The sequence below is a fragment of the Azospirillum sp. UFLA03-27 genome (assembly GCF_059803775.1).
In genome coordinates, this window is record NZ_JAUQTX010000019.1 from 21,398 (window position 1) to 43,083 (window position 21,686).

At 68.7% G+C, this 21,686-nt stretch carries 17 protein-coding genes and 1 tRNA gene; 10 read left to right on the forward strand and 8 right to left on the reverse strand.

Translation table 11 applies throughout. The features are described from left to right. Positions 1-80: 80 nt before the first annotated feature. Complete coding sequence (purD, locus tag Q4I23_RS04920; RefSeq protein WP_498525480.1) at positions 81-1,370, reverse strand: phosphoribosylamine--glycine ligase; 1,290 nt, start codon at positions 1,368-1,370, stop codon at positions 81-83. A 75-nt stretch (positions 1,371-1,445) separates the two neighbouring features. Between purD and xseA the strand changes: the two genes are divergently transcribed. Continuing rightward, positions 1,446-3,056 (forward strand): exodeoxyribonuclease VII large subunit, encoded by a 1,611-nt coding sequence (xseA, locus tag Q4I23_RS04925; protein ID WP_498525481.1) that lies wholly within the window; start codon positions 1,446-1,448, stop codon positions 3,054-3,056. A gap of 155 nt (positions 3,057-3,211) precedes the next feature. After that, positions 3,212-4,084 carry an ion transporter gene (locus Q4I23_RS04930; protein WP_498525482.1) on the forward strand — a complete coding sequence of 291 codons (873 nt, stop codon included), beginning with the start codon at positions 3,212-3,214 and terminating at the stop codon, positions 4,082-4,084. 29 nt (positions 4,085-4,113) lie between these two features. Here Q4I23_RS04930 and pyrC read toward each other — a convergent pair whose 3' ends face one another. Beyond that, entirely contained in the window at positions 4,114-5,169 is a 1,056-nt protein-coding gene (gene pyrC / locus Q4I23_RS04935) for a dihydroorotase (protein WP_498525483.1), read from the reverse strand. Between the two features lie 169 nt (positions 5,170-5,338). Here pyrC and hisS point away from each other — a divergent pair, with 169 nt between their 5' ends. The 3 genes from hisS to Q4I23_RS04950 all read left to right on the forward strand — a co-directional run bounded on the left by hisS (position 5,339) and on the right by Q4I23_RS04950 (position 11,886). After that, positions 5,339-6,688, forward strand: coding sequence for a histidine--tRNA ligase (hisS, locus tag Q4I23_RS04940; protein WP_454018906.1), 1,350 nt, complete (start codon positions 5,339-5,341; stop codon positions 6,686-6,688). Positions 6,689-6,713: 25 nt separating this feature from the next. Further along, the gene (locus Q4I23_RS04945; protein ID WP_498525484.1) at positions 6,714-8,642 is read left to right on the forward strand and encodes a tetratricopeptide repeat protein; all 1,929 of its coding nucleotides are present in this window, start codon (positions 6,714-6,716) and stop codon (positions 8,640-8,642) included. 217 nt (positions 8,643-8,859) lie between these two features. After that, positions 8,860-11,886, forward strand: coding sequence for a transglycosylase domain-containing protein (locus Q4I23_RS04950; protein WP_498525485.1), 3,027 nt, complete (start codon positions 8,860-8,862; stop codon positions 11,884-11,886). A gap of 116 nt (positions 11,887-12,002) precedes the next feature. Here Q4I23_RS04950 and Q4I23_RS04955 read toward each other — a convergent pair whose 3' ends face one another. From Q4I23_RS04955 to Q4I23_RS04965, 3 genes are all read right to left on the reverse strand, one after another. Beyond that, positions 12,003-12,260, reverse strand: coding sequence for a hypothetical protein (locus tag Q4I23_RS04955; RefSeq protein ID WP_498525486.1), 258 nt, complete (start codon positions 12,258-12,260; stop codon positions 12,003-12,005). Between the two features lie 170 nt (positions 12,261-12,430). Beyond that, on the reverse strand, positions 12,431-12,907 hold the full coding sequence (gene bfr, locus Q4I23_RS04960; RefSeq protein ID WP_035671636.1) for a bacterioferritin: 477 nt from the start codon (positions 12,905-12,907) through the stop codon (positions 12,431-12,433). Between the two features lie 411 nt (positions 12,908-13,318). Next, positions 13,319-13,402, reverse strand: a tRNA-Leu gene (locus Q4I23_RS04965). Positions 13,403-13,589: 187 nt separating this feature from the next. Here Q4I23_RS04965 and Q4I23_RS04970 point away from each other — a divergent pair. Then, complete coding sequence (locus tag Q4I23_RS04970) at positions 13,590-13,757, forward strand: hypothetical protein (RefSeq protein WP_498525489.1); 168 nt, start codon at positions 13,590-13,592, stop codon at positions 13,755-13,757. 37 nt (positions 13,758-13,794) lie between these two features. On the opposite strand, the gene Q4I23_RS04975 is transcribed toward Q4I23_RS04970, so the two are convergent. Together Q4I23_RS04975 and Q4I23_RS04980 are read right to left on the reverse strand one after the other, a co-directional pair. Continuing rightward, on the reverse strand, positions 13,795-14,040 hold the full coding sequence (locus Q4I23_RS04975; protein ID WP_014239528.1) for a hypothetical protein: 246 nt from the start codon (positions 14,038-14,040) through the stop codon (positions 13,795-13,797). Positions 14,041-14,140: 100 nt separating this feature from the next. Further along, positions 14,141-14,917, reverse strand: a complete 777-nt coding sequence (locus Q4I23_RS04980) for a competence/damage-inducible protein A (RefSeq protein ID WP_454018902.1) — start codon at positions 14,915-14,917, stop codon at positions 14,141-14,143. A gap of 91 nt (positions 14,918-15,008) precedes the next feature. On the opposite strand from Q4I23_RS04980, the gene sfsA reads away from it, so the two are divergent. The 4 genes from sfsA to Q4I23_RS05000 all read left to right on the forward strand — a co-directional run bounded on the left by sfsA (position 15,009) and on the right by Q4I23_RS05000 (position 18,031). Beyond that, a complete protein-coding gene (gene sfsA, locus Q4I23_RS04985) occupies positions 15,009-15,752 on the forward strand; it encodes a DNA/RNA nuclease SfsA (RefSeq protein WP_454018901.1) in 744 nt (247 codons plus the stop codon). A 134-nt stretch (positions 15,753-15,886) separates the two neighbouring features. Then, on the forward strand, positions 15,887-16,657 hold the full coding sequence (map, locus tag Q4I23_RS04990; protein WP_419468828.1) for a type I methionyl aminopeptidase: 771 nt from the start codon (positions 15,887-15,889) through the stop codon (positions 16,655-16,657). 72 nt (positions 16,658-16,729) lie between these two features. Beyond that, complete coding sequence (radC, locus tag Q4I23_RS04995) at positions 16,730-17,521, forward strand: RadC family protein (RefSeq protein ID WP_454018900.1); 792 nt, start codon at positions 16,730-16,732, stop codon at positions 17,519-17,521. A gap of 84 nt (positions 17,522-17,605) precedes the next feature. Next, complete coding sequence (locus Q4I23_RS05000; protein WP_237904175.1) at positions 17,606-18,031, forward strand: tellurite resistance TerB family protein; 426 nt, start codon at positions 17,606-17,608, stop codon at positions 18,029-18,031. 25 nt (positions 18,032-18,056) lie between these two features. Here the strand turns inward: Q4I23_RS05000 and Q4I23_RS05005 are convergent, their stop codons facing one another. Continuing rightward, entirely contained in the window at positions 18,057-21,305 is a 3,249-nt protein-coding gene (locus Q4I23_RS05005; RefSeq protein WP_498525487.1) for a bifunctional diguanylate cyclase/phosphodiesterase, read from the reverse strand. Positions 21,306-21,686: the final 381 nt, after the last annotated feature.

Here is a 21,686-nt window from a genome sequence, read left to right on the forward strand (position 1 = left end):
GGGAGGCGGAACGAGCGCACGCGCAAAAACGGAGGAGCGTCGCCGCCCCTCCGCGCTCGGACTTCGTCAGATTTGCGCGGTCAGCGCCCCACCGCCCGCCAGCCGATGTCGCGGCGGCAGAAGCCGTCCGGCCAATCCAGCGCGTCGACACCCTGATACGCGCGCTTCTGCGCCTCGGCCACGGTCGGCGCCTTGGCGGTCACGCCCAGCACGCGCCCGCCGGTGGACAGCACCCGCCCACCGTCCGCCAGCGTCGTGCCGGCGTGGAAGACGGTCACGCCCTCCACCGCGTTGGCGGCGGCGAAACCCTTGATCTCCGTGTTCTTCACGTAATCACCGGGGTAGCCGTTGGCGGCCATAACGACGCAGAGCGCCGTCTCGTCGTGCCAGCGCAGGTCGATGTTCTTCAACTGGCCGTCCGCCGCCGCGATCAGCGCGGCCAATGCGTCGGACTTCAGGCGCATCATCAGTGTCTGGCATTCCGGGTCGCCGAAGCGGACGTTGAATTCCAGCGTCTTCGGCACCGGGTTGCCGTTGGCGTCCTTGCCGATCATCAGACCGGCGAACAGAACGCCCTTGAAGGGACGTCCCTCCGCCGCCATGCCCTTGACGGTCGGCTCGATGATCTCGCGCATCACGCGGGCCTGAAGGTCCGGAGTCAGCGCCGGGGCCGGGGAATAGGCGCCCATGCCGCCGGTGTTCGGGCCGGTGTCGCCGTCGCCCACCGCCTTGTGGTCCTGGGCCGAGGCCAGCGGCAGCGCCGACTCGCCGTCGCACAGCGCGAAGAAGCTGACCTCCTCGCCGTCCAGGAACTCCTCGACCACCACCTCGGCCCCGGCGGCGCCGAAGCGGCCCTCGACCAGAGCCTCGTCGATGGCGGCGAAGGCCTCCTCCTCGGTGCGGGCGACGGTCACGCCCTTGCCGGCGGCCAGACCGTCGGCCTTGACCACGATGGGCGCGCCGTTCTTGCGCACGAAATCCTTGGCGGCCTCGACGTCCTTGAAGCGGCCATAGGCGGCGGTCGGCACGCCGTACTTGGCCAGGATGTCCTTCATGAAGCCCTTGGAGCCCTCAAGCTCCGCCGCCGCGGCGCTGGGGCCGAAGGCCTTGATGCCAAGGGCGGTCAGCTTGTCGACGAGGCCGAGCACCAGCGGCCCTTCCGGCCCGACCACCACGAAGTCGATGGCCTTGTCCTGGGCGAAGCGGACCAGGGAGTCCACATCCTCCGCGCCGATGGCGACGCATTCGGCCACGTCCGCGATGCCGGCGTTGCCCGGCGCGCAGTAGAGCGTGTCGCACAGCGGCGAGTTCTGAATGGCCCAGCACAGCGCATGCTCGCGCCCACCCGACCCGACCACCAGGACTTTCATGGCACCTCGTCCTTCCACGCTTGTTGCCGACACCGCGCCTTGTATCATGGTGCCGCCATGACTCAAGACCTTGATATGACCACTCCGCTGATCGCCCCCGAGCCGCGCCCCGGCTCGAACCTGCCGGAATTCTCGGTGGGCGACCTCGCCCGGCGCCTGAAGCGCAGCATCGAGGAGGAGTTCGGCTTCGTCCGCGTGCGCGGCGAGATATCCCAGCCCAAGCGGCACAGCTCCGGCCACTGCTACCTCCGCCTGAAGGACGACACGGCGGTGATCGAGGCGGTGTGCTGGCGCGGCACCGCGTCGAAGCTGGCCGTCCAGCCGGCGGAGGGGCTGGAGGTCATCGTCACCGGGCGCATGACGACCTACCCCGGACGCTCGCAATACCAGCTCATCATCGAGTCGATGGAGCTGGCCGGCGAGGGCGCCCTGCTGAAGATGCTGGAGGAGCGCAAGAAGCGCCTCGCGGCGGAGGGGCTGTTCGACGCCGGGCGCAAGAAACCCATTCCCTTCCTGCCCGACGTGATCGGCGTCGTCACCTCCCCCACCGGGGCGGTCATCCGCGACATCCTGCACCGATTGCACGACCGTTTCCCGCGCCGGGTCCTGCTCTGGCCGGTCGCCGTGCAGGGCGAGCGGGCGGCGGCGGAGGTCACCGCGGCGATCGAGGGCTTCAACCGCATTCCGACGGGCGGCCCGGTGCCGCGCCCGGACCTGCTGATCGTGGCGCGCGGCGGCGGCTCGCTGGAGGACCTGATGGCCTTCAACGAGGAGAACGTCGTCCGCGCGGCGGCGGCCAGCCGCATCCCGCTGATCTCCGCGGTCGGGCACGAGACCGACACCACCCTGATCGACTTCGCGTCCGACCGCCGCGCCCCCACCCCCACGGCGGCGGCGGAGATGGCCGTGCCGGTGCGGGCGGAACTGCTGGCCCAGGTGCTGGACGACGAGCGGCGCATGGTCGGTGCCGCCACCCGCCTGCTGGCCGAACGGCGGACACGGGTGGAGGGGCTGGCCCGTGGGCTCGGCGACCCGCGCGCCCTGCTGGAAAGCCACGCCCAGCGGCTGGACGACCGGGCGGAGCGGCTGGCGCTGGCCGCCGCCGCCCTGCTCGACCGCCGCCGCACGCGCTTGAACGAACTGGGTGCGGCGCTGCGCCACCCGCGCGAGAAGCTGGCCGAGGCCGGGCAGCGGCTGGCCTCGGAATCCCGCGCGCTCGACGGCGCGCTGCGCCACGCCGTCGTCGCGGCGCGCGGCCAGTATGAGCGGGTGGCCGGGCGGCTGACGCTCGGCCCGATCCGGGTGAAGTTCGGCGACGGCGGCCGGCGGCTGTCCGACCTGACACCGCGGCTGGACCGCAGTTATGGCAAGGCGGTGGAGGAACGCGCGGCCAAGCTGGCGGCGGTGGGGCAGCTTCTGGAAAGCTATTCCTACAAGGGCGTCCTGGAGCGCGGCTTCGCACTGGTGCAATCCGGCGACGGCAAGCCGCTGACCAGGGCTGACCAGGCCACGCCGGGCCTGGCGGTATCGCTGGTCTTCGCCGACGGGCAGGCCGCCGCGACGGTGGACGGCGGGCCGCGGGTGGATGCACCGCCCATCGCGCCGGAGCCGAAGCCCAAAAGCGCCAGACCAAAAGCAGAGCCGAAGAAGCCGAACCGCCCGCCGACACAGGGAAGCCTGTTCTAATCCATCGGTTTCACAGTGGATTTGCTCCATTCCGGAGCACCGGACTGGAGCGGACTGCCGGATGACTTGGGCAATTCCACCGCGAGCCCCCTCCCCGCATCACCTATAGTGGTGCGCCGCCGGACCGATGCCCGGCGATAGCGGAGGGGAAGGACATGGAGCAGCGTGCCGCCTCGACCGGCCCGTTGGCGCGGGCCGGAGCCTGGATCGACAGCGAGCGGGGACAGAGGACCATCTTCGGATTGATCCTGCTCAACGCCGTCGTGCTGGGGCTGGACACGTCCTCCACCGTGTCGGACGCCATCGGGCCGTTGCTCGGCACGCTCGACAGCCTGATCCTGATCGCCTTCACCGTGGAACTGGCCCTGCGCATCGGCCACCAGGGGCGCGCCTTCTTCCGGGACGGCTGGAACCTGTTCGACTTCGCGGTGGTCGTGATCACGCTGGCCCCGGTCGGCCCGGAGATCATGGTCCTGCGCACCCTGCGCGTGCTGCGCGTCTTCCGCCTCGTCACCGTGATGCCGCGGCTGCGGATGATCGTCCACGCCCTGGTGTCCTCGCTGCCCGGGCTGGCGATGATCGTCCTGCTGCAAGGGCTGCTGTTCTACGTGGCCGGGGTGATGGCGACCAAGCTGTTCGGCGCGGACTTCCCGGACTGGTTCGGCACGCTGGGCGCGTCGCTCTATTCGCTGTTCCAGATCATGACGCTGGAAAGCTGGTCGATGGGCATTGTACGCCCGGTGATGGAGGTCTATCCCTCCGCCTGGGCCTTCTTCCTGCCCTTCATCCTGGCCGCCACCTTCACCATGCTGAACCTGTTCGTCGCGGTGATCGTGAACGCGCTGCAGTCCCTTCAGGATCAGGACAGCAAGGAGGTTGGCGACGCCATCCTCAGCGAGTCCCACCATGTGGTGGAGGAGCTGCGCAGTCTACGCGCGGAGGTCGCTGCGCTGCGCCTGGCGCTGGACGGCCAGCGTCAGACGGCAGGCCGGGTTCCGCTCCCGGCCCTGTCCGACGCCGGCGACTGATCGCCGGCGCCCGGCCTCGGGAGCCGACCTCAGGCAGCCCCGGCAAAGGTCCAGCGCGTCGTCTCGCCGCTGCGGAAGGGCAGCACGGCCTCGCCCTCGGCGGTCAGCACGATGTCCGGCGTCGTGGAGGGGGTTCGCTCCAGCACCACCTTGTCCTCGTTGACCGGCAGGCCGTAGAAGCGCGGGCCGTTCAGGCTGGCGAAGGCCTCCAGCTTGTCCAGGGCGCCCGCCTCGTCGAAGGCTTCGGCGTAGAGTTCCATGGCGTTGGCGGCGGTGAAGCAGCCGGCGCAGCCGCAGGCGCTCTCCTTCGCGGTCACCGTGTGCGGGGCGGTGTCGGTGCCCAGGAAGAACGGCCCCTCGCCCGAGGTCGCCGCCTCGACCAGCGCCACCCGGTGCGTCTCGCGCTTGGCGATGGGCAGGCAGTAGAGGTGCGGGCGGATGCCGCCGGCGAACAGGTGGCTGCGGTTGATCAGCAGGTGATGCGCCGTGATCGTCGCCCCGACCCGGCCCGAGGCGGCGTGCTCGCGCACGAAGGCCACGGCCTCCGCGGTGGTCGCGTGCTCCAGAACCACGCGCAGCGCCGTGTAGCGCTCCAGCAGCGGGCCGAGGGTGCGCTCCAGGAACACCGCCTCGCGGTCGAAGATGTCGACATGGGCGTCGGTCACCTCGCCATGGATCAGCAGCGGCATGCCGATCTCCGCCATGCGCTCCAGCACCGGGGCGATCTTGCCGAGGTCGGTCACGCCGTGGGCGCTGTTGGTGGTGGCGTTGGCCGGGTAGAGCTTGGCGGCGGCGAACACACCGTCCTCGAAGCCCTGGGCCAGATCGTCGGCGTCGGTGCCGTCGGTCAGGTAGGCGGTCATCAGCGGCGTGAAGGCGTGGCCCTCCGGCAGGGCGGCCAGGATGCGCTCCCGGTAGGCCACGGCGTCCGCCGTGCGGGTCACCGGCGGCTTCAGGTTCGGCATGATGATGGCGCGGCCGAACTGGTGGGCGGTGAAGGGCAGCACCGCCTTGAGCATGGCGCCGTCGCGCAGGTGCACATGCCAGTCGTCGGGACGGCGGAGGACGAGACGGTCGGTGGGCATGGCGGCTCCGGCACGGATGCATGGGGGGTTGCCGGAGTTCTAGCCCCTTACGGCCCCCCGCTCAACGGTATCGGGGCGGTATCCGGCCACAGCGTTGGTGACGGGACCGGCGAAAGCCGCTAGAACCCTAGCCGAATCCCTAGGGACATTCGAAGCCGGACCCGCGCCGATGAGCCTCATTACCCCCCGCACCCCGCCCGGAACGATGGAACTGCTGCCGCGCCAGCAGGTGGCCTTCCAGCGTCTGCTCGACACCATCCGCCGCGGCTACGAGCGGTTCGGCTTCGTGCCGGTGGAAACCCCGGTGTTCGAGACGGTGGACACCCTGCTGACCAAGTCCGGCGGCGAGACCGAGAAGCAGGTCTATTTCGTGCAGTCCACCGGCGCCCTCCAGCAGGGGAACAAGCCGGACATCGCGCTGCGCTTCGACCTGACGGTGCCGCTCGCCCGCTACGTGGCGGAGCATGAGCGCGACCTCGCCTTCCCCTTCCGCCGCTACCAGATCCAGCGCGTCTACCGCGGGGAGCGGGCGCAACGCGGGCGCTTCCGCGAATTCTACCAGTGCGACATCGACGTGATCGGCAAGGACAGCCTGTCCGCGCACTATGACGCGGAGATCCCGGCGGTCATCTACCACGTCTTCCGCGAGCTGGACTTCGGCGGCTTCACCATCAACGTGAACAACCGCAAGGTCCTGCTCGGCCTGCTTGACGGGCTGGGCGTGGACGACGCGGAGAAGCGCGTCCTGGTCCTGCGCGAGATCGACAAGCTGGACAAGATCGGCCGCGACAAGGTGCGCGACAGCCTGACCGGCCTCGGCATGGCCGCCGACGCCGCGGATAAGATCCTGTCCCTGATCGATGCCAAGGGCACGAACGAGGAGACGCTCGCCGCGCTGGGCGCGCTGGGCATCGAGAACGAGACCTTCGTCCAGGGTGTCGCGGAGCTGACCACCGTCATCCAGGGGCTGAAGGCTCTCCAGGTGCCGGACGGCGTGGTGCGCATCAACCTCGCCATCGCGCGCGGACTCGACTACTACACCGGCACGGTCTACGAGACCTTCCTGAACGACCACCCGGGAATCGGCAGCGTCTGCTCCGGCGGGCGCTACGACAACCTCGCCAGCCACTACACCAAGTCGAAGCTGCCGGGTGTGGGCATCTCCATCGGCGCGACGCGGCTGTTCTACCAGTTGATGGAAGCCGGCATCATCAAGGACGGCGGCGCCACCGCCCAGGTCCTGGTGACGCAGATGGACCCGGCCCTGTCGGCCGACTATTACGGCCTCGCGACGGCGTTGCGGGCGGCGGGCATCAACACGGAAATCCAGCTCGACGGCGGCAAGCTCGCCAAGCAGATGAAATACGCCGACAAGGCGGGCATCCCGCTGGTCGTCCTGATGGGCTCCGACGAGAAGGCGCGCGGCACGGCGACGCTGAAGCATCTGGTGAAGGGCGAGCAGGTCGAAGTCCCGCTGGCCGACCTCGCCGCCAAGGCGAAGGAACTGCTGGGGGCATAGCTCCCCACCACAGAAGGCCCCGCCCATGGCCACCGTCGCCGAAGCCCTGAACCTCGCGCTCGACCATCATCTGTCCGGGCGGCTGGAGGAGGCGCGGCTGCTCTACGGCCGCATCCTGGAGGTGGACCCGGACAACCCCCACGCCCTGCATTTCGCCGGGCTGCTGGCGGCCCAGACCGGCGCGGTGGCGGACGGGGTGGCGATGATCGGCAAGGCGGCGGCCCTCCTGCCGCTCGCCGCCGACATCCACGGCAACCTCGGCAAGGCGCTGATGGCGCTGGGCACGCCGGACGGGGCGGCGCAGGCCGCCGCCGCCTTCCGCAGCGTCCTTGCCCTGCAACCCGATGGCGCCGGCGACTGGTTCGCCCTGGGCGGCGCCCTGATCGAGGCCGGCAACGGTCCCGCCGCCCACCGCGCCCTGACCCGCGCCCTGACGGCCAGCGCCGCCACCGACAGTGAACCGCTGGCCGAAGCCTTCGAGCGGGCCGGCCTGCTGCTCTACGCCGTCGCCGACTGGGCAAGCGCCACCGACGCCTTCCGCAAGGCACGCACCCTCGCCCCGCAGCGCGCCGAGGCGCACCGCATGCTCGGCGCCGCGCTGGCCCAGACGGGCGACCCGGAGGGCGCCGTGGAGGCGCTGGACGCGGCGCTGCGCCTCGATCCCACCCTGGCCGAGGCGCAGACCAACCTCGTCCATCTCCTGGTCACGCTGGGCCGTTTCGACGAGGCGGAACGGGCCGGGCGTCGGGCCGTGGCGCTGGACCCTAGCAACGCCGACGCCTACGGCAACATGGCGCCGCTGCTGGAGCAGACCATCCGCGTCGCGGAGGCGCTGCGCCAGTGCGAGCGGGCGGCGCGCATCGCCCCGGACCGCGCCGCGTTCCACCGCAACCGCCTGTCCCTTCTGCTGCACGAAGGCCGCCGCGATGAGGCCGTCGCCGCCGGGCGGGAGGCCATCCGCCTCGCCCCCGCCGACGCCGAGGCCCATCTGGCGCTCGCCGCCGCCCTGCTCGCCTCCGGCCAGTTCAAGGAAGGCTGGGAGGAGTTCGAGTGGCGGTGGGAAACCCGGCAGCTCGACCCCGTGCACCGCAGCTTTCCTCAGCCGCAATGGACGGGGGCGGAGGATGTGGCGGGTCGGACCATCCTGCTCTACGCCGAACAGGGACTCGGCGACACCTTGCAGTTCGTCCGCTACGCGCCGCTGCTGGCCGCACGCGGAGCGCGGGTGGTGGTCGGCTGCTCCCCCGCGCTGGTCCGGCTGATGGAGCGGGTGGACGGCGTGTCCGCCGCCGTCGCCTGGGGCGGAGAGCTTCCCGCCTTCGACCTGCACATCCCGATGATGAGCCTGCCCCGCGCCTTCGGAACGGATCTGGACAGCGTCCCGGCCACGGTGCCCTATCTGCGCGCCGATCCCGCCGACGTCGCGGCGTGGCGCGAGCGCCTTCCGGTGAAGGATGGGCGTGTGCGCGTCGGGCTGGTCTGGGCCGGGTCGCCGCGCACGGTGCGCGGGGTGGCGAGCCCGATCGACCGGCGGCGCAGCCTGCCACTCGCCGCCCTGGCTCCCCTGGCCGAGGTGCCGGGGGCGCGCTTCGTCAGCCTCCAGATGGGGCCGGGCGCGGCGCAGCTGGCCGAGGCCCCGGCGGGCATGGACATCGCCGACCCCATGAGCGGCGTCCGCGACTTCGCCGACACCGCGGCGCTGGCCGAGACGCTGGACCTCGTCATCACGGTGGACACCTCCGTCTGCCACCTCGCGGGCGGGCTGGGGCGGCCCACCTGGACCCTGTCGCGCGCCGACGCCTGCTGGCGCTGGCTGGGCAACCGGGAGGCCAACCCCTGGTACCCGACCATGCGCGTGTTCGGCCAGGACCGTTCCGGCGACTGGTCCGGCGTGGTCGCCCGCCTGCGCGCGGCGTTAACGGATTTCGTGGCGGCACACGGTCACGCCGCTTAACCACACAACCGCTGGGCGCATTCGTGGCACCGACGCAACGGTCCGCTACGATTTTGAGTTACACCGATTTCGGGGCGGACTCGCACACTCGAAGGGCGAGGGATTACACCGGTTGTTAACCAAGGCGCCTCTACATTCCGGCCATATCGTTCGGCCAGTTTGCCGAGCATTTTAACCAATTCGCGGGCGTCGCCCGCGGTCATGGCTGGAGCCGGACATGACACGGTTGTGGGTGCGACGCGCGATCTGGGGTGTGACGCTGGCGGCGACGCTGGGCGGCGGCGCCCTTCTGGCGCAGGAGGAAATGCGCACGTCACGGTTGCAGGCCCGCCTGCTCGCCGGTTACGCCAAGGACATGACCTACACGCTGAGCGAGGGGCCGAATCCCGCCGCGCGCCACCCCACCCAGGGTCCCTACAACGAGCGGATGGGCTATGTCGGGCTGCCAGGCTATCTGCGCTCGCTGACCTCGGATATGTACGCGGTGGAGATGCAGGCGCATCTGTCGCCGACGCTCGACCAGTTCATGGCCGCCGGCGGCTTCCCGATCTACCACGAGAAGACGCGCGCCGGCCTGACCCTGCTGGACCGCAACGGCACCGCGCTGTTCTCCGCCCGCTACCCGGAGCGGGTCTTCGCCAAGTTCGAGGACGTGCCGCCGCTGGTCGCCGCCACGCTGCTGTTCATCGAGAACCGCGAGCTGCTGAACACCGACGAGCCGCGCCGCAACCCCGCCGTGGAGTGGGACCGCTTCGCCGGCGCCGTGGCGATGCTGCCGGTGCAGTGGGTCAAGCCCGGCCAGCGCTCCCCCGGCGGCTCGACCCTGGCGACGCAGATCGAGAAGTACCGCCACTCTCCCGACGGCCAGACCAACGGCGCCACGGAGAAGCTGCGCCAGATGATCTCGGCCAGCACCCGCGCCTATCTGGACGGCGAGGACACCGGCGCCCACCGCCGCCGCATCCTGATCGACTATCTGAACTCCACCCCGCTGACCGGACGCCCCGGCTTCGGCGAGGTGAACGGGCTGGGCGACGGGCTGTGGGCCTGGTTCGGCACCGACCTCGCCATCGCCGAGAAGGTGCTGTCGGAGGAACCCGCCGACGCCCGCGCCCTGCAATTGAAGGCGCTGGCCTACAAGCAGGTGCTGAGCCTTCTGCTCGCCCAGCGCCGCCCCTCCTATTACTTGATCCAGGACCGGCAGGCGCTGGAGCGGCTGGCCGACAGCCACCTGCGCGTGCTGCACGGCGCGGGCGTGATCGACACCACGCTGCGCGACGCCGCGCTCGGCCTGACGCTGAAGTTCCGCGAGGACCCGCCGCAGGCCCAGACCGCCAATTTCGTGGAGCAGAAGGCCCCCAACGCCATCCGCGCCCGGCTTCTCTCCATGCTCGGCGTGTCCAGCCTCTACCAGCTCGACCGCATCGACCTGACCGCCGAATCGACGCTCGACGCTCCGGCGCAGCAGCGCGTGGTGGAGGTTCTGGCGAAGCTGGGCGACCCGGCCTTCGCCGCGCAGATGGGGCTGACCGGCGAACGGCTGCTCGACACCAAGGGCAGCGACCTGTCCAAGATCATCTACTCGGTCACGCTCTACGAACGCGGGCCGGACGCCAACTACCTGCGCGTCCAGGCCGACAACCTCGACCAGCCGCTGGACATCAACGAGGGCGCCAAGCTCGACCTCGGCTCCACGGCGAAGCTGCGCACGCTGGCGACCTATCTGGAAATCGTGGCGGAGCTGCACACCCGCTACGCCCACCTGCCCAAGGACTTCCTCGCCGACGTGGAGGAGGAGGCGTCCGACAACCTGACGCGCTGGGCCGCCAACTGGCTGTCGACCTCCAGCAACCGCGGATTGAGCGCCATGCTCGACGCCGCCATGGAGCGCCGCTATTCGGCGAACCCCGGCGAGGCCTTCTTCACCGGCGGCGGGCTGCACAGCTTCGTGAACTTCAACGCCAGGGACAACGGCAGCATCCTGAGCGTGACCGAGTCGCTGCGCAATTCGGTCAACCTGCCCTTCATCCGCATGATGCGCGACGTCGTGCAGTTCTATCTGTCCGAAGGCGGCGACGACAGCACCGACATCCTGCACAACCCCGACCACCCCGCCCGCCAAGCCTATCTCGCCCGCTTCGCCGACAAGGAAGGCAGCGACTTCCTGAACCGCTTCTACAACAGCTACCGGAAGCACACGCCGGACGCGATGCTGAACATGCTGGCCGCCCGGTCGCGGCCGATGCCGCACCGCCTGTCGGTCATCTTCCGCACCGTGCGCCCGCAGGCCGGGGTGAAGGAGTTCGGCGCCTTCCTGCGCGCCCGCCTGCCCGACGCCAAGCTGGACGACGGCGACATCGCGTCGCTCTACGGCAAGTACGGGCCGGACAAGTTCCCGCTGAACGACCTCGGCTATCTGGCGCGCGTCCATCCGCTGGAGCTGTGGCTGGTCTCCTACCTGCAGAAGCGCCCCGACGCCAAGCGGCAGGAGGTGCTGGAGGCCAGCGTGCAGGAGCGCCAGGAAAGCTACCGCTGGCTGTTCAAGAAGGGGCAGTCGGCCCAGAACACCCGCATCCGCATCGGGCTGGAGGAGGAGGCGTTCCAGCGCATCACCGAGCAGTGGCGCAAGCTGGGCTACCCCTTCGAAACGCTCGTGCCGTCCTTCGCCACGGCCATCGGCAGCTCCGCCGACCGCCCGGCGGCCCTCGCCGAGCTGGTTGGCATCATCCAGAACGACGGGGTGCGCCAGCCGACCGTGCGCGTGCGCAAGCTGCATTTCGCCGCCGGCACGCCCTACGAGGCCGTCGTCGGGCTGGGCGAGCTGCGCGGCCAGCGCGTGATGAAGGCGGAGGTCGCGGCCACCCTGCGCAAGGCGCTGATGGACGTGGCGCAGAACGGCACGGCCAAGCGCGTCTGGGGCTCCTTTAAGGACTCCTCGGGCGCGGTCATCCCGATCGGCGGCAAGACCGGCACGGGCGACCACCGGCTGGATCGCTACGGCCCCGGCGGACACCTGATCGAATCGCGGGCGGTGAACCGGACGGCGACCTTCGCCTTCTACATCGGCGACCGCTTCTTCGGCACCATGACCGCCTTCGTCCATGGGCCGGAGGCCGACAACTACCGCTTCACCAGCGCCCTGCCCGCCCAGCTGCTGAAGAGCATCGCCCCGGCGCTGCAGCCCCTCATCGACCCCGGCGTGACCAAGACGGCCGACACCGGCAAGCCGCAGACCGGGCTGTGAATGACGGGGCTGTGACCGGCGCGTTGGGGCCGCCGACCCGGACAGTGAAAAGGCCCGCCCCGGAAAACCGAAGCGGGCCTTCATTGTAAGCCGAAGAGAAAACGGCCGGGCGCGCCTTACGCCAGGGCGGGCTCCTGCGCGGTGGAGACGGCGGCCGGGAGGGAGGCCAGCAGCAATTCCAGCTCCGCCGCGGCGACGTTCAGCGGCAGGCTGGGACGGCAACCGCGCAGCGTCTCCAGCGCCCGGTCGAAGGCGCTTTCATGATCGCCCTGATCCAGATCGCTCTCATCCAGCGCCGCCAGATAGGCGTGCGCAACGGCGGCGGTCTCCTCCGGTGTCAGATCGTCAACCTGCAAGGACGTGTTTGGGAGCATGATGGCGGTTCCCGTACAAACAGAAGCGGAAACCGGCAAGCTACGAGAACATGGTTAACAAGGCGTTGCCGGACCGGCGCCATGGCCCTGCGCAAAAGGGGGGGCACGCCGAGGGGCGCGCAGCCTGCAGCCACGCCCCCTCCGACCGGCCCCGAGCGGCTTCGAGCTGATCAGCTCTCGCCGTAAATCTGCTCCTGCTGGTAGGCGACGATGCCCACGCGCTGGATCAGATCGAGCTGGGTCTCGATCCAGTCGATGTGCTCTTCGGTATCGTCGAGCAGTTCGGTGAGCTGCGCGCGGGTCTCGTAGTCGCGAACCTGCTCGCACAGGGTGATGGCGTCGATCAGATCGGTGCGGGCCTTGTGTTCCACCTTCAGATCGTTGCCGAGCATTTCCGGCACATCCTCACCGATCATCAGCTTGCCCAGATCCTGAAGGTTGGGGAGACCTTCCAGGAACAGGATGCGCTCGATCATCTTGTCGGCGTGCTTCATCTCGTCGATGGATTCTTCGTAGATCTTGTGCGCAATGCGCTTCAGGCCCCAGTTCTTCAGCATACGGGCATGCAGGAAGTACTGGTTGATCGCCGTCAGCTCGTTGGTCAGGATCTTGTTCAAATGGGTGATGACCTGCGGATCGCCCTTCACGTCCTGCCTCCTGCGGTTCGTTTGTCGATTAGCGACGTTTCTGGAATGACCATGCCCCATTTGTGGAGCCTTGGCAACCGGCTGGACGGCAGTCGATCAAACAAATTCTCCGCACGGCAACAAACCAGTCGTCGCAATTGCGAGTGAATATCAAAAACGATTTCAGAGAGGCAGGGCGATGCACTTGAAATCACAGAAACTGATGAACGCCTGATGACCGTTATATTTCGCCTTCCCGCAACCACGATTCACATTTTCTTGTAATTTTTGAAGTTCCGAATGCCGCCTCTACAATACCCATGAAGAACAGCAAGGCTCACGGGAACCTGACGCGGGCCAGCCACCAGTCTGCCACCGGTTGGACCCGCGCCCTTGGGCGCGAGATCCCGAACATCGTCATCGTTGGATTTGTGGTGCGGGCGGCGGGACTCGAACCCGCATGCCGTTGGCGAAGGATTTTAAGTCCTTTGCGTCTACCGATTCCGCCACGCCCGCGCACCGTCGCGGACCGGCTCGGAGAACGGGTTGCCCCCGCCCGCCGGAGTTGCATATCATTGTATGCAGCTCACCGTTCCGCTGGATTGACTTAGACAATCAGCGGGCGTTTGGTCAAGGATTGAGCGCGTTTAAAGCGCCGGACACGCAAAAATCCCCGCAACCCTGGCGTTCAAGGGAGATGAGTTTGGAATCGATCAACTGGTTGGCTGTGGTGAGCGTGCTGATGGTCGCCGTGCTGGTCGTCCCGGCGGCCCTGCGGCGCAACCGCAACACTTGGCTGCCCTACGCGGCGATCTGGGTCGCCGCCATCGTGGTGCTGGTCTGGGCATACGACAGCTTCGGGCCGTTCTGAACGGCCCCGGATCCAGGCCGCCGTCGCCTGGCGCCGGTCAGGGCCGCGTGTCCTCGTTCAGGGTCATGATACCGATGCCCATCGCCACGCTGCCGAAGGTGAGGATGAGGCTGGCATACAGCATGATCGCGGCAATAATACCATGATCGCTGTTTCCCATCAGAGTCGCCAGATTGGCGACGTCGAGAATCAGAAGGCCCGTCGCCAAGACAACAGCCCCGGCCACGCCGGATGCCAGATGTTTCAGCAAGAACAGGATCGCCGCTTTTTCGAAGGGTTTCATGGCACGACTTTTCATGACCGTCACTTCACAACCCTCAACATAGAATTACCCACAGCGGCGACAATATGACCAAGGACGGCTTGGCGTCGTAGGGGGATCTCTAGCCTTTGGTCCCCACCGTGACGTTCGGCGTACCGCCCAAGCGCAGGACGATGCCCGCCAACTCCTCCGTGGCCGCCACCACGCGGGTCTCGTCGGTGCCGCGCAGCACGAGGCTGACGCCGAAGAAGCCGTTGCGGAAATAGGGATAGCTGCCGATCTCCAGGTCGGCGTAGCGATCCTGCAAGGCGCCGAGGTCCGCGGCGATCTGCCCCTCGGCCAGTTCGCAGGCCACCGTGCGGGCGTGCAGGTCCGGCCCGCCCTCCAGCTGCGGCAGGACGCCGTCGAGCATCGCCTGCATGATGTTGGGCACGCCGGCCATGACGAAGACGTTGCCGATGCGGAAGCCCGGCGCGGCGCTGATCGGGTTGTCGATCAACGACGCCCCCGCCGGGATGTTCGCCATGCGCAGCCGCGCCTCGTTCAGCTTCGACGGGTCGCCGTAATGGCGCTCCAGCCGGGCCACGGCCTCGGCGTTGCGCTCCAGCGGCACACCGAAGGCCTTGGCGACGCAGGCCGAGGTGATGTCGTCGTGGGTCGGCCCGATGCCGCCCGTGGTGAAGACGTAGCCGTAGCGGCCGCGCAGGGCGTCCAGAGCTGCGATGATCTCCTCCTCCACGTCCGGGACGACGCGTGCTTCGCGCAGACGGACGCCGATGCCGGCCAGCTTCTCCGCGATGTGCGGCAGGTTGGCGTCCTTGGTGCGGCCCGACAGGATCTCGTTGCCGATAACGAGGACGGCGGCGGTCGGGTTCGGCGAGGCAGGGGACGTGGACATGCGGAGTCGGTTCCGTTCTCGGTTGAGGCGGGGATGGCGGGACCGGCGGGCTTGCCGGATGGCGGGGGCGCGCTTTAACCTGGGGCCCAAGATGCGCTTCCCCACCCCCCTCCTGCAAGGCCGCCTCGTCCGCCGCTACAAGCGGTTTCTCGCCGACGTGGAGCTCGACGGCGCCCTGGTCACCGCCCATGTGCCGAACTCGGGCAGCATGATCGGGGTGGACGCCCCCGGCTCCGCCGTCTGGCTGTCACGGTCGGACAACCCCAAGCGCAAGCTCGCCCATACGCTGGAGTTGGTCGAGGCGCTGGACGATCCGGACGCCCCCTGCCTCGTCGGCGTCAACACGTCGCATCCCAACGGGCTGGTCGCCGCCGCCATCGCCGCCGGCACCATCCCGGAACTGGCCGGCTATGCCCGGCTGCGCCGCGAGGTGAAGTACGGCCGCAACTCCCGCATCGACATCTTGCTGGAGGACGAGGCCCGCCCGCCGGCCTATGTCGAGGTGAAGAACGTCCATCTGCGCCGCCCCGCGCAGGGCGACGGGCGGGCCGCCGAGTTCCCCGACTGCGTGACCGCCCGCGGGGCCAAGCATCTGGTGGAGATGGCCGAGATGGTCCGCCAGGGCGCGCGGGCGGTCATGGTCTACCTTGTGCAGCGCGCCGACTGCGCTTACTTCCGAGTCGCCGCCGACATCGACCCCGCCTACGCCGCCGGATTGCGCCTCGCGCTCGAATCGGGGGTGGAAGCCGTGTGCTGGTCCTGTAGGATCACCCCGGAGTCGATCACGCTGGAACGGCCTTTGCCGATCCTGCTTGGGCCGATCCGCACGGATTGACCGCGCTTTCTGTTCACCGCCGGGACTGCCGGCGCGTTTTCTTGGGACCTGATCTGTAGGGGACGATTCTCTTGGACCACGACGACCTCGATTCCCATCGCATCCGGATTCATGGGCCGGAGGATTTCGAGGGCATGCGCAAGGCCGGACGGCTGGCCGCGGCCACGCTCGATTTCATCACGCCCTACGTCCAGCCGGGCGTCACCACCGGCGAGCTGGACCGGCTGCTGGAACAGCACATCCGCGACCATGGCGGCGTCCCGGCCCCGCTCGGCTACCGCGGCTTTCCGAAGGCCAACTGCATCTCCGTCAACCATGTCGTCTGCCACGGCATTCCCGGCGACAAGCGGCTGCAGAACGGCGACATACTGAACATCGACGTCACCCCGATCCTCGACGGCTGGTACGGCGACAGCAGCCGCATGTATCTGTGCGGCGACGTCGGCGTGAAGGCGAAGAAACTGGTGGACGTCACCTACGACGCGCTGATGATCGGCATTGCCCAGGTGAAGCCGGGCGCCACGCTGGGCGATGTCGGCCACGCCATCCAGACCTTCGCGGAAGGCCACCGCTACTCGGTCGTCCGCGACTTCTGCGGCCACGGGCTGGGCCGCGTCTTCCACGAGCCGCCGTCGGTCCTGCATTTCGGCAACCCCGGCACCGGCGCCGTCCTGCGCGAGGGCATGATCTTCACCATCGAGCCGATGATCAACGCCGGCCGCTACGACGTGAAGATCCTCGGCGACGGCTGGACCGCGGTGACCAAGGACAAGTCGCTGTCCGCCCAGTTCGAGCATTCCATCGGCGTGACCAAGGACGGCTGCGAGATCTTCACCCTGTCCCCCGCCGGCTTCCACAAGCCCCCCTACGCCGTCCCGGCCGAGGAAGCGACCGCCGCCGTATGACATTCCCGCGGATGTGATTTTCGCGCGGAAGAGGTATAGTCCCGACGCACACACTCGTATGGTGGCGTCGGGATGGCGGGACGGAAGAGCGCGAAGCGGTCGGGGGAGGCGGAGGAGGCTCAAGGGCTTCCCGGGCTGGAGCCGCCCCCTGACGTCTCCGTGGAAGAGGCCCATCACGAGGCCCATCACAAGGGCCACCGCCAGCGTCTCTACACCCGCTTCCTCGATGGCGGGCCGGACGCGCTCCAGGATTACGAGCTGCTGGAAATGATCCTCTTCGCGGTCAACCCGCGCCGCGACGTGAAGCCGCTGGCCAAGGCGCTGATCCGCGATTTCGGCGACATCTGGAGCGTCGTCAACGCCCCGCCGCCCCGCCTGCGCGGCTACTGCGTGGGAGAGGTCTCGCTGGCCTCCGACAAGGCCGTCGCGACGCTGCGGGCGGTCGGGGCGGCAGCGCTGCGCGGAATGCGGCAGCGGGTGATGGACCGGCCCGTGCTGGCCAACTGGCAGTCGCTGCTGGACTACTGCACCGCCGCCATGGCCCACCAGCCGATGGAGCAGTTTCGCCTTCTCTTCCTCGACCGCAAGAACAAGCTGATCGCCGACGAGGTGCAGCAGACCGGCACGGTCGACCACACCCCGGTCTACCCGCGCGAGGTGGTGCGGCGCGCGCTGGAGCTGTCGGCCAGCGCCATCATCCTGGTGCACAACCACCCCTCCGGCGACCCCACCCCCAGCCGCGCCGACATCGAGATGACGAAGGAGATCCTGCGCGCCGCCCACAGCCTGGGCATCGCGGTCCACGACCACATCATCGTCGGCAAGGGCAAACATGTCAGCTTCAAAGCCCAAGGGTTGATGTAGCCGCAACCCTGTCCCGCAGTCCCATCTTGTCGCCTGGATCGGCGCCCCCATATGTGCGGCGTTCGTCACCATAGAGGTAGCACCATGGGCCTTTTCGACATGTTCAAGGGATCGGCGCCGCTGGATCTCACCCCTCGCCGGGCGTTGGTCGTCTCGCTGATCTACTGCATGGGTTCGGACGGGGAGATGGACCCGGAGGAGGTCGGCCACCTGCTGTCCGTGATGGGCCGCAGCGCCACGCGGGAGGAGCTGGACCGCTGCTTCAAATACGCGCGCAGCACCCCGCCCGACGCCTTCCTGGCCGCCGCCACGCCGAACCTGAACGAGCAGCAGCGGCTGTGCATCCTGCTGAACATGCTCGACAGCGCCATGGCCGACGGCGAGGCCGAACAGGGCGAGCGTGACCTGATCGCGCGCTTCCAGCAGGCCTTCGGTCTCGACGATGCCAAGCTCGGCCCCTACTTCCAGGCGCTGGTCGCCAAGAACGACCGCAGCGTGCTGGGGGCGTAGGACCGCCTTCGCGGCGCATCGCCCGTCAGCCGACCACCCCGATCGTTTCAGGTGCGGCGTGACGGGCGATGAAGGCCACGAAATCGTCGTAGGGCATGGGGCGGCCCAGCAGATAGCCCTGGATCTGGTCGCAGCCCAGCCGGGCGAGGCCGCCGAACTGCTCCTCCGTCTCCACCCCCTCGGCCAGGGTCTGCATGCGCAGCGAGCGCGCCATGCCGATGATCGCCTCGGCGATGGCCCCACCGTCGGAGCCGTCGGTCAGGCTGGTCACGAAGGAGCGGTCGATCTTCAGCTTGTCGACGCGGAAGCGCTTCAGGTAGCTGAGGCTGGAATAGCCGGTGCCGAAATCGTCGATGGCCAACGCCACCCCCATCTCGCGCAGCCGGGCAAAGGTGCCTGTCACCATATCGGACTCGTCCATCAGGACGCTTTCCGTCACCTCCAGCTCCAGGCAGCGGGCCGGCACCTTGTAGGCGTCCAGCCAGAAGGCCACGCGGTCGGCCAGACCGGGACGGCGAAGCTGCACCGCCGATAGATTGATGGCGATGAGAAGCGGATGGCCGCGGGCGAGCAGGTCGGCGGCGCGGCGGCAGGCCTCGCCCAGCACCCAGTCGCCGATCGGCTGGATCAGGCCGGTATCCTCGGCCACCGGAATGAACTGGCCGGGCGGGATCATCGTGCCGTCGCGGCGGCGCCAGCGCAGCAGGCCCTCCGCCCCGACGAGGCGGCGGCCGTCCACCGCGAACTGCGGCTGGAAATGCAGCTCCAGCTCGTTGTCGGCCAGGGCGTGGCGCAGGTTGCTTTCCAACCACATCCGCTCCGACGCCCGCTTGTTCAACTCTGGCGTGAAGAACTGGTGGTTGGCGCGCCCCGCCTCCTTGGCGGCGTACATCGCCATGTCCGCGCATTTCAGAAGCGCGTCGATGGTCGTCGCGTCGTCGGGGTAGAGCGCGATGCCGATGGACGGGGAGATCTGCAACTCGTGCCCGTCCACCGGGAAGGATTCGGTCATCGCCCGCAGCACCTTGCGGGCCACCGAGCAGGCCGCGTCGGGACCGTCCAGGTCGTTGACGAGGATGACGAACTCGTCGCCGCCCTGGCGGCTGACGGTGTCGCTGGCCCGCACCGTCTCCAGCAGCCGCGCCCCCACCGCGCGCAGCAGCCGGTCGCCGACGCCGTGCCCCAGGCTGTCGTTGATGGTCTTGAAGCGGTCGAGATCGACGAACAGCAGCCCCACCTTCGTGCCGTGCCGGTCGGCGGCGAGCATGGCGCGTTCCAGCCGGTCGCGCAGCAGGAAGCGGTTGGGCAGGTCGGTCAGGAAGTCGTACTGCGCCAGATGCCGGATGCGCTCCTCCTGAGCGCGCTTCTCGGTGATGTCGGAGAAGGCGGCGATGTAGTTGACGGCCTCCCCCGCCTCGTTGCGCACCATCTGGATGCTGAGCCACTCCGGATAGACCTCGCCGGACTTGCGCTTGTTCCAGATCTCGCCGGACCAGTGGCCCTCCTCCTTCAGCTTCACCCACATCTCGGCGTAGAAGGCGCCGTCCTGACGGCCCGAGGCGAGCATGGCCGGATCGCCGCCGATCACCTCCTCGCGGCTGTAGCCGGTGATGCGGCAGAAGGCGTCGTTGACCGCGACGATGCGGTTCTTCTCGTTGGTGACGACCATGCCTTCGGCGGCGTTGTCGAACACCTTGGCGGACAGCCGCAGCTCCCACTCCGCGCGCTTGCGCTCCGAGATGTCGCGGGCGATGGCGCAGTAGTAGGCGTCGCCGTCGTAGGTGACGCGGCTGGCCGTCACCTCCAGCTCCAGCGCGCGCCCGTCGCGGGTGCGGTAGAGCGTCTCGTAATGGGCCGACGCCTCGGACGCCTCGTCGCGGAAACGCTCCAGCAGGTCGGCGTGGCCACCGGCCAGCCCGGCGAGCGGGGCGCCCAGCGCGGCGCAGCCGAAGGGGTTGACGTAGGCGATGCGCAGCTCCGCATCCGCCAGCACGACAATCTCGGACACATGGTCCACGAAGAAGTTGGCGAGGTAGAGCTGCCGCGCCCGCTCGCGCAGCATGCTGTCGCTCTCCCGCATGTTGGACTGGTAGCCGCGGACGATGCGGCGGACCCAGCCGGTGACCAGCCAGGACACCCAGGCCGAGGCGCCCAGCGCCAGCGCCAGAACCGCCACGGTGGTCAGAATGCGCTTCTTCATGCCGGCGCTGATCTCGGCCCGCCGCTGCGCCAGCACGGAATCGATGTCATCGGTGTAGAAGCCGGCGACCAGCACCCACCCCCAGACGTCCGGCGCCGAGGCGTAGGACAGTTTCGGCGCCGGACGCCCGGTCACCGGATGCACCCAGTCGAAGCGCAGCTCCCCGCCACCCTGCCGGCCGGCCTCCAGCAGGCGGGTGACCAGATCCCGCTCGGTCTCCCAGGGCAGGTCGCGGGCGTTCTTGCCCTCCGCCGCCGGGGAGGTCGGGGAGAGCAGCACCTCGCCATCCTCGCTCAGCACCGCGATGAAGCCCGAATCCCCGAAGCGCCGGGCGCGCAGCCGCTCCAGCGTCTCGCGCTGAAGCTTCTCCTCCACCGCTCCGACATAGTCGCCGGTGCCGATCAGCCAGTTGAACGGCTCGAACCGGCGGACGTAGGCGAACTTGTCGGACATGCTGTGCGGGTTGCCCGGCGCGTACCAGCGGTAGCGGGTGAAGCCCTGCATCTCCGGATCGTCCACGGCACGGATCAGGTTGCGCATGATCGGGCGCCCCTGGTCGTCGCGGTTGTCGATCAGCGAGCTGCCCTCCCGCTGCGGGTCGGTGGGCAGCAGCACGCAGGTGCCCTGCATGTCGTCGATGAAGTAGTAGCCGCGCCCGCCGAAGAAGCGCAGCGGCCGCAGCGTCTCCTTGATCGACTGCCGGATCGACTCCTCGGGCAGATACTCCTTCTCGCGCTCGTAGATGGTCCAGGCGATGCCGTAGGCTTCGTCCACCTTGGCGCGCAGTTCGGCGCGCAGCAGCGGTTCGGTGCGCGACCGCATGTAGGCGAGGTAGGACCGCGCGTTCTCCAGCTCCTCCTGCAGGGTCTGGCGCTGCACTTCCAGGTAGCGGGCTTCGGTCTGCTTCAGGTCGGCTTCGAAATCCAGCCGGTGCTGCCAGATGAAGTAGGCGCCCAAGCCCACCACCACCGCCGCGACCAGAAACAGGGACGCCAGGAACTGCAGACGGTAAAGGCGCCTTTCGTCCGAAGTCCGGGACGGCTCGCGCATCAACTCGGCGATCGGATCGGACAACGAAAGCCCTCCTGGAACCACGCCCGGCGTTGCCCGTCCACGGCGCATATGACACATCATTAGTGCGCGTGGCCGGGACTCGGCAAGTTCAAGGTGAAGAAACCGGCGCGACCAATTGCCAGTCTTTGCGATTTTTCCGGGAAGACAAGCCTGCCCTCGAAAACCTTATGACGCGCACCCCGCGTCCACCGGGGCTGTGAAGGGGCTTTGCAGCGCCGTCCGGCGCGGTTATGGTCCCGCGCGCGGGCAATAGGGGGCGGTTTCCGCCATTGCAATGGCCCAATGCACCCCCCGCCCGCCGCCGAAGCGTTCAGGTCCGCCACCCCCGGAGAGTCCGATGACTGTCTCTTATACACATCTCCGAGCCCACGAGACTATAAC

What these genes read in the sequence shown, in the direction of transcription:
- Q4I23_RS04955 (WP_498525486.1), bottom strand. Translation starts at nt 12,260, where the DNA reads ATGCTCCCAAACACGTCCTTGCAGGTTGACGATCTGACACCGGAGGAG.
- Q4I23_RS04945 (WP_498525484.1), top strand. Translation starts at nt 6,714, where the DNA reads ATGGCCACCGTCGCCGAAGCCCTGAACCTCGCGCTCGACCATCATCTG.
- hisS (WP_454018906.1), top strand. Translation starts at nt 5,339, where the DNA reads ATGAGCCTCATTACCCCCCGCACCCCGCCCGGAACGATGGAACTGCTG.
- Q4I23_RS04975 (WP_014239528.1), bottom strand. Translation starts at nt 14,040, where the DNA reads ATGAAACCCTTCGAAAAAGCGGCGATCCTGTTCTTGCTGAAACATCTG.
- xseA (WP_498525481.1), top strand. Translation starts at nt 1,446, where the DNA reads ATGACCACTCCGCTGATCGCCCCCGAGCCGCGCCCCGGCTCGAACCTG.
- radC (WP_454018900.1), top strand. Translation starts at nt 16,730, where the DNA reads ATGGCGGGACGGAAGAGCGCGAAGCGGTCGGGGGAGGCGGAGGAGGCT.
- Q4I23_RS04950 (WP_498525485.1), top strand. Translation starts at nt 8,860, where the DNA reads ATGACACGGTTGTGGGTGCGACGCGCGATCTGGGGTGTGACGCTGGCG.
- map (WP_419468828.1), top strand. Translation starts at nt 15,887, where the DNA reads ATGCGCAAGGCCGGACGGCTGGCCGCGGCCACGCTCGATTTCATCACG.
- Q4I23_RS04930 (WP_498525482.1), top strand. Translation starts at nt 3,212, where the DNA reads ATGGAGCAGCGTGCCGCCTCGACCGGCCCGTTGGCGCGGGCCGGAGCC.
- Q4I23_RS04980 (WP_454018902.1), bottom strand. Translation starts at nt 14,917, where the DNA reads ATGTCCACGTCCCCTGCCTCGCCGAACCCGACCGCCGCCGTCCTCGTT.
- sfsA (WP_454018901.1), top strand. Translation starts at nt 15,009, where the DNA reads ATGCGCTTCCCCACCCCCCTCCTGCAAGGCCGCCTCGTCCGCCGCTAC.
- purD (WP_498525480.1), bottom strand. Translation starts at nt 1,370, where the DNA reads ATGAAAGTCCTGGTGGTCGGGTCGGGTGGGCGCGAGCATGCGCTGTGC.
- pyrC (WP_498525483.1), bottom strand. Translation starts at nt 5,169, where the DNA reads ATGCCCACCGACCGTCTCGTCCTCCGCCGTCCCGACGACTGGCATGTG.
- Q4I23_RS05000 (WP_237904175.1), top strand. Translation starts at nt 17,606, where the DNA reads ATGGGCCTTTTCGACATGTTCAAGGGATCGGCGCCGCTGGATCTCACC.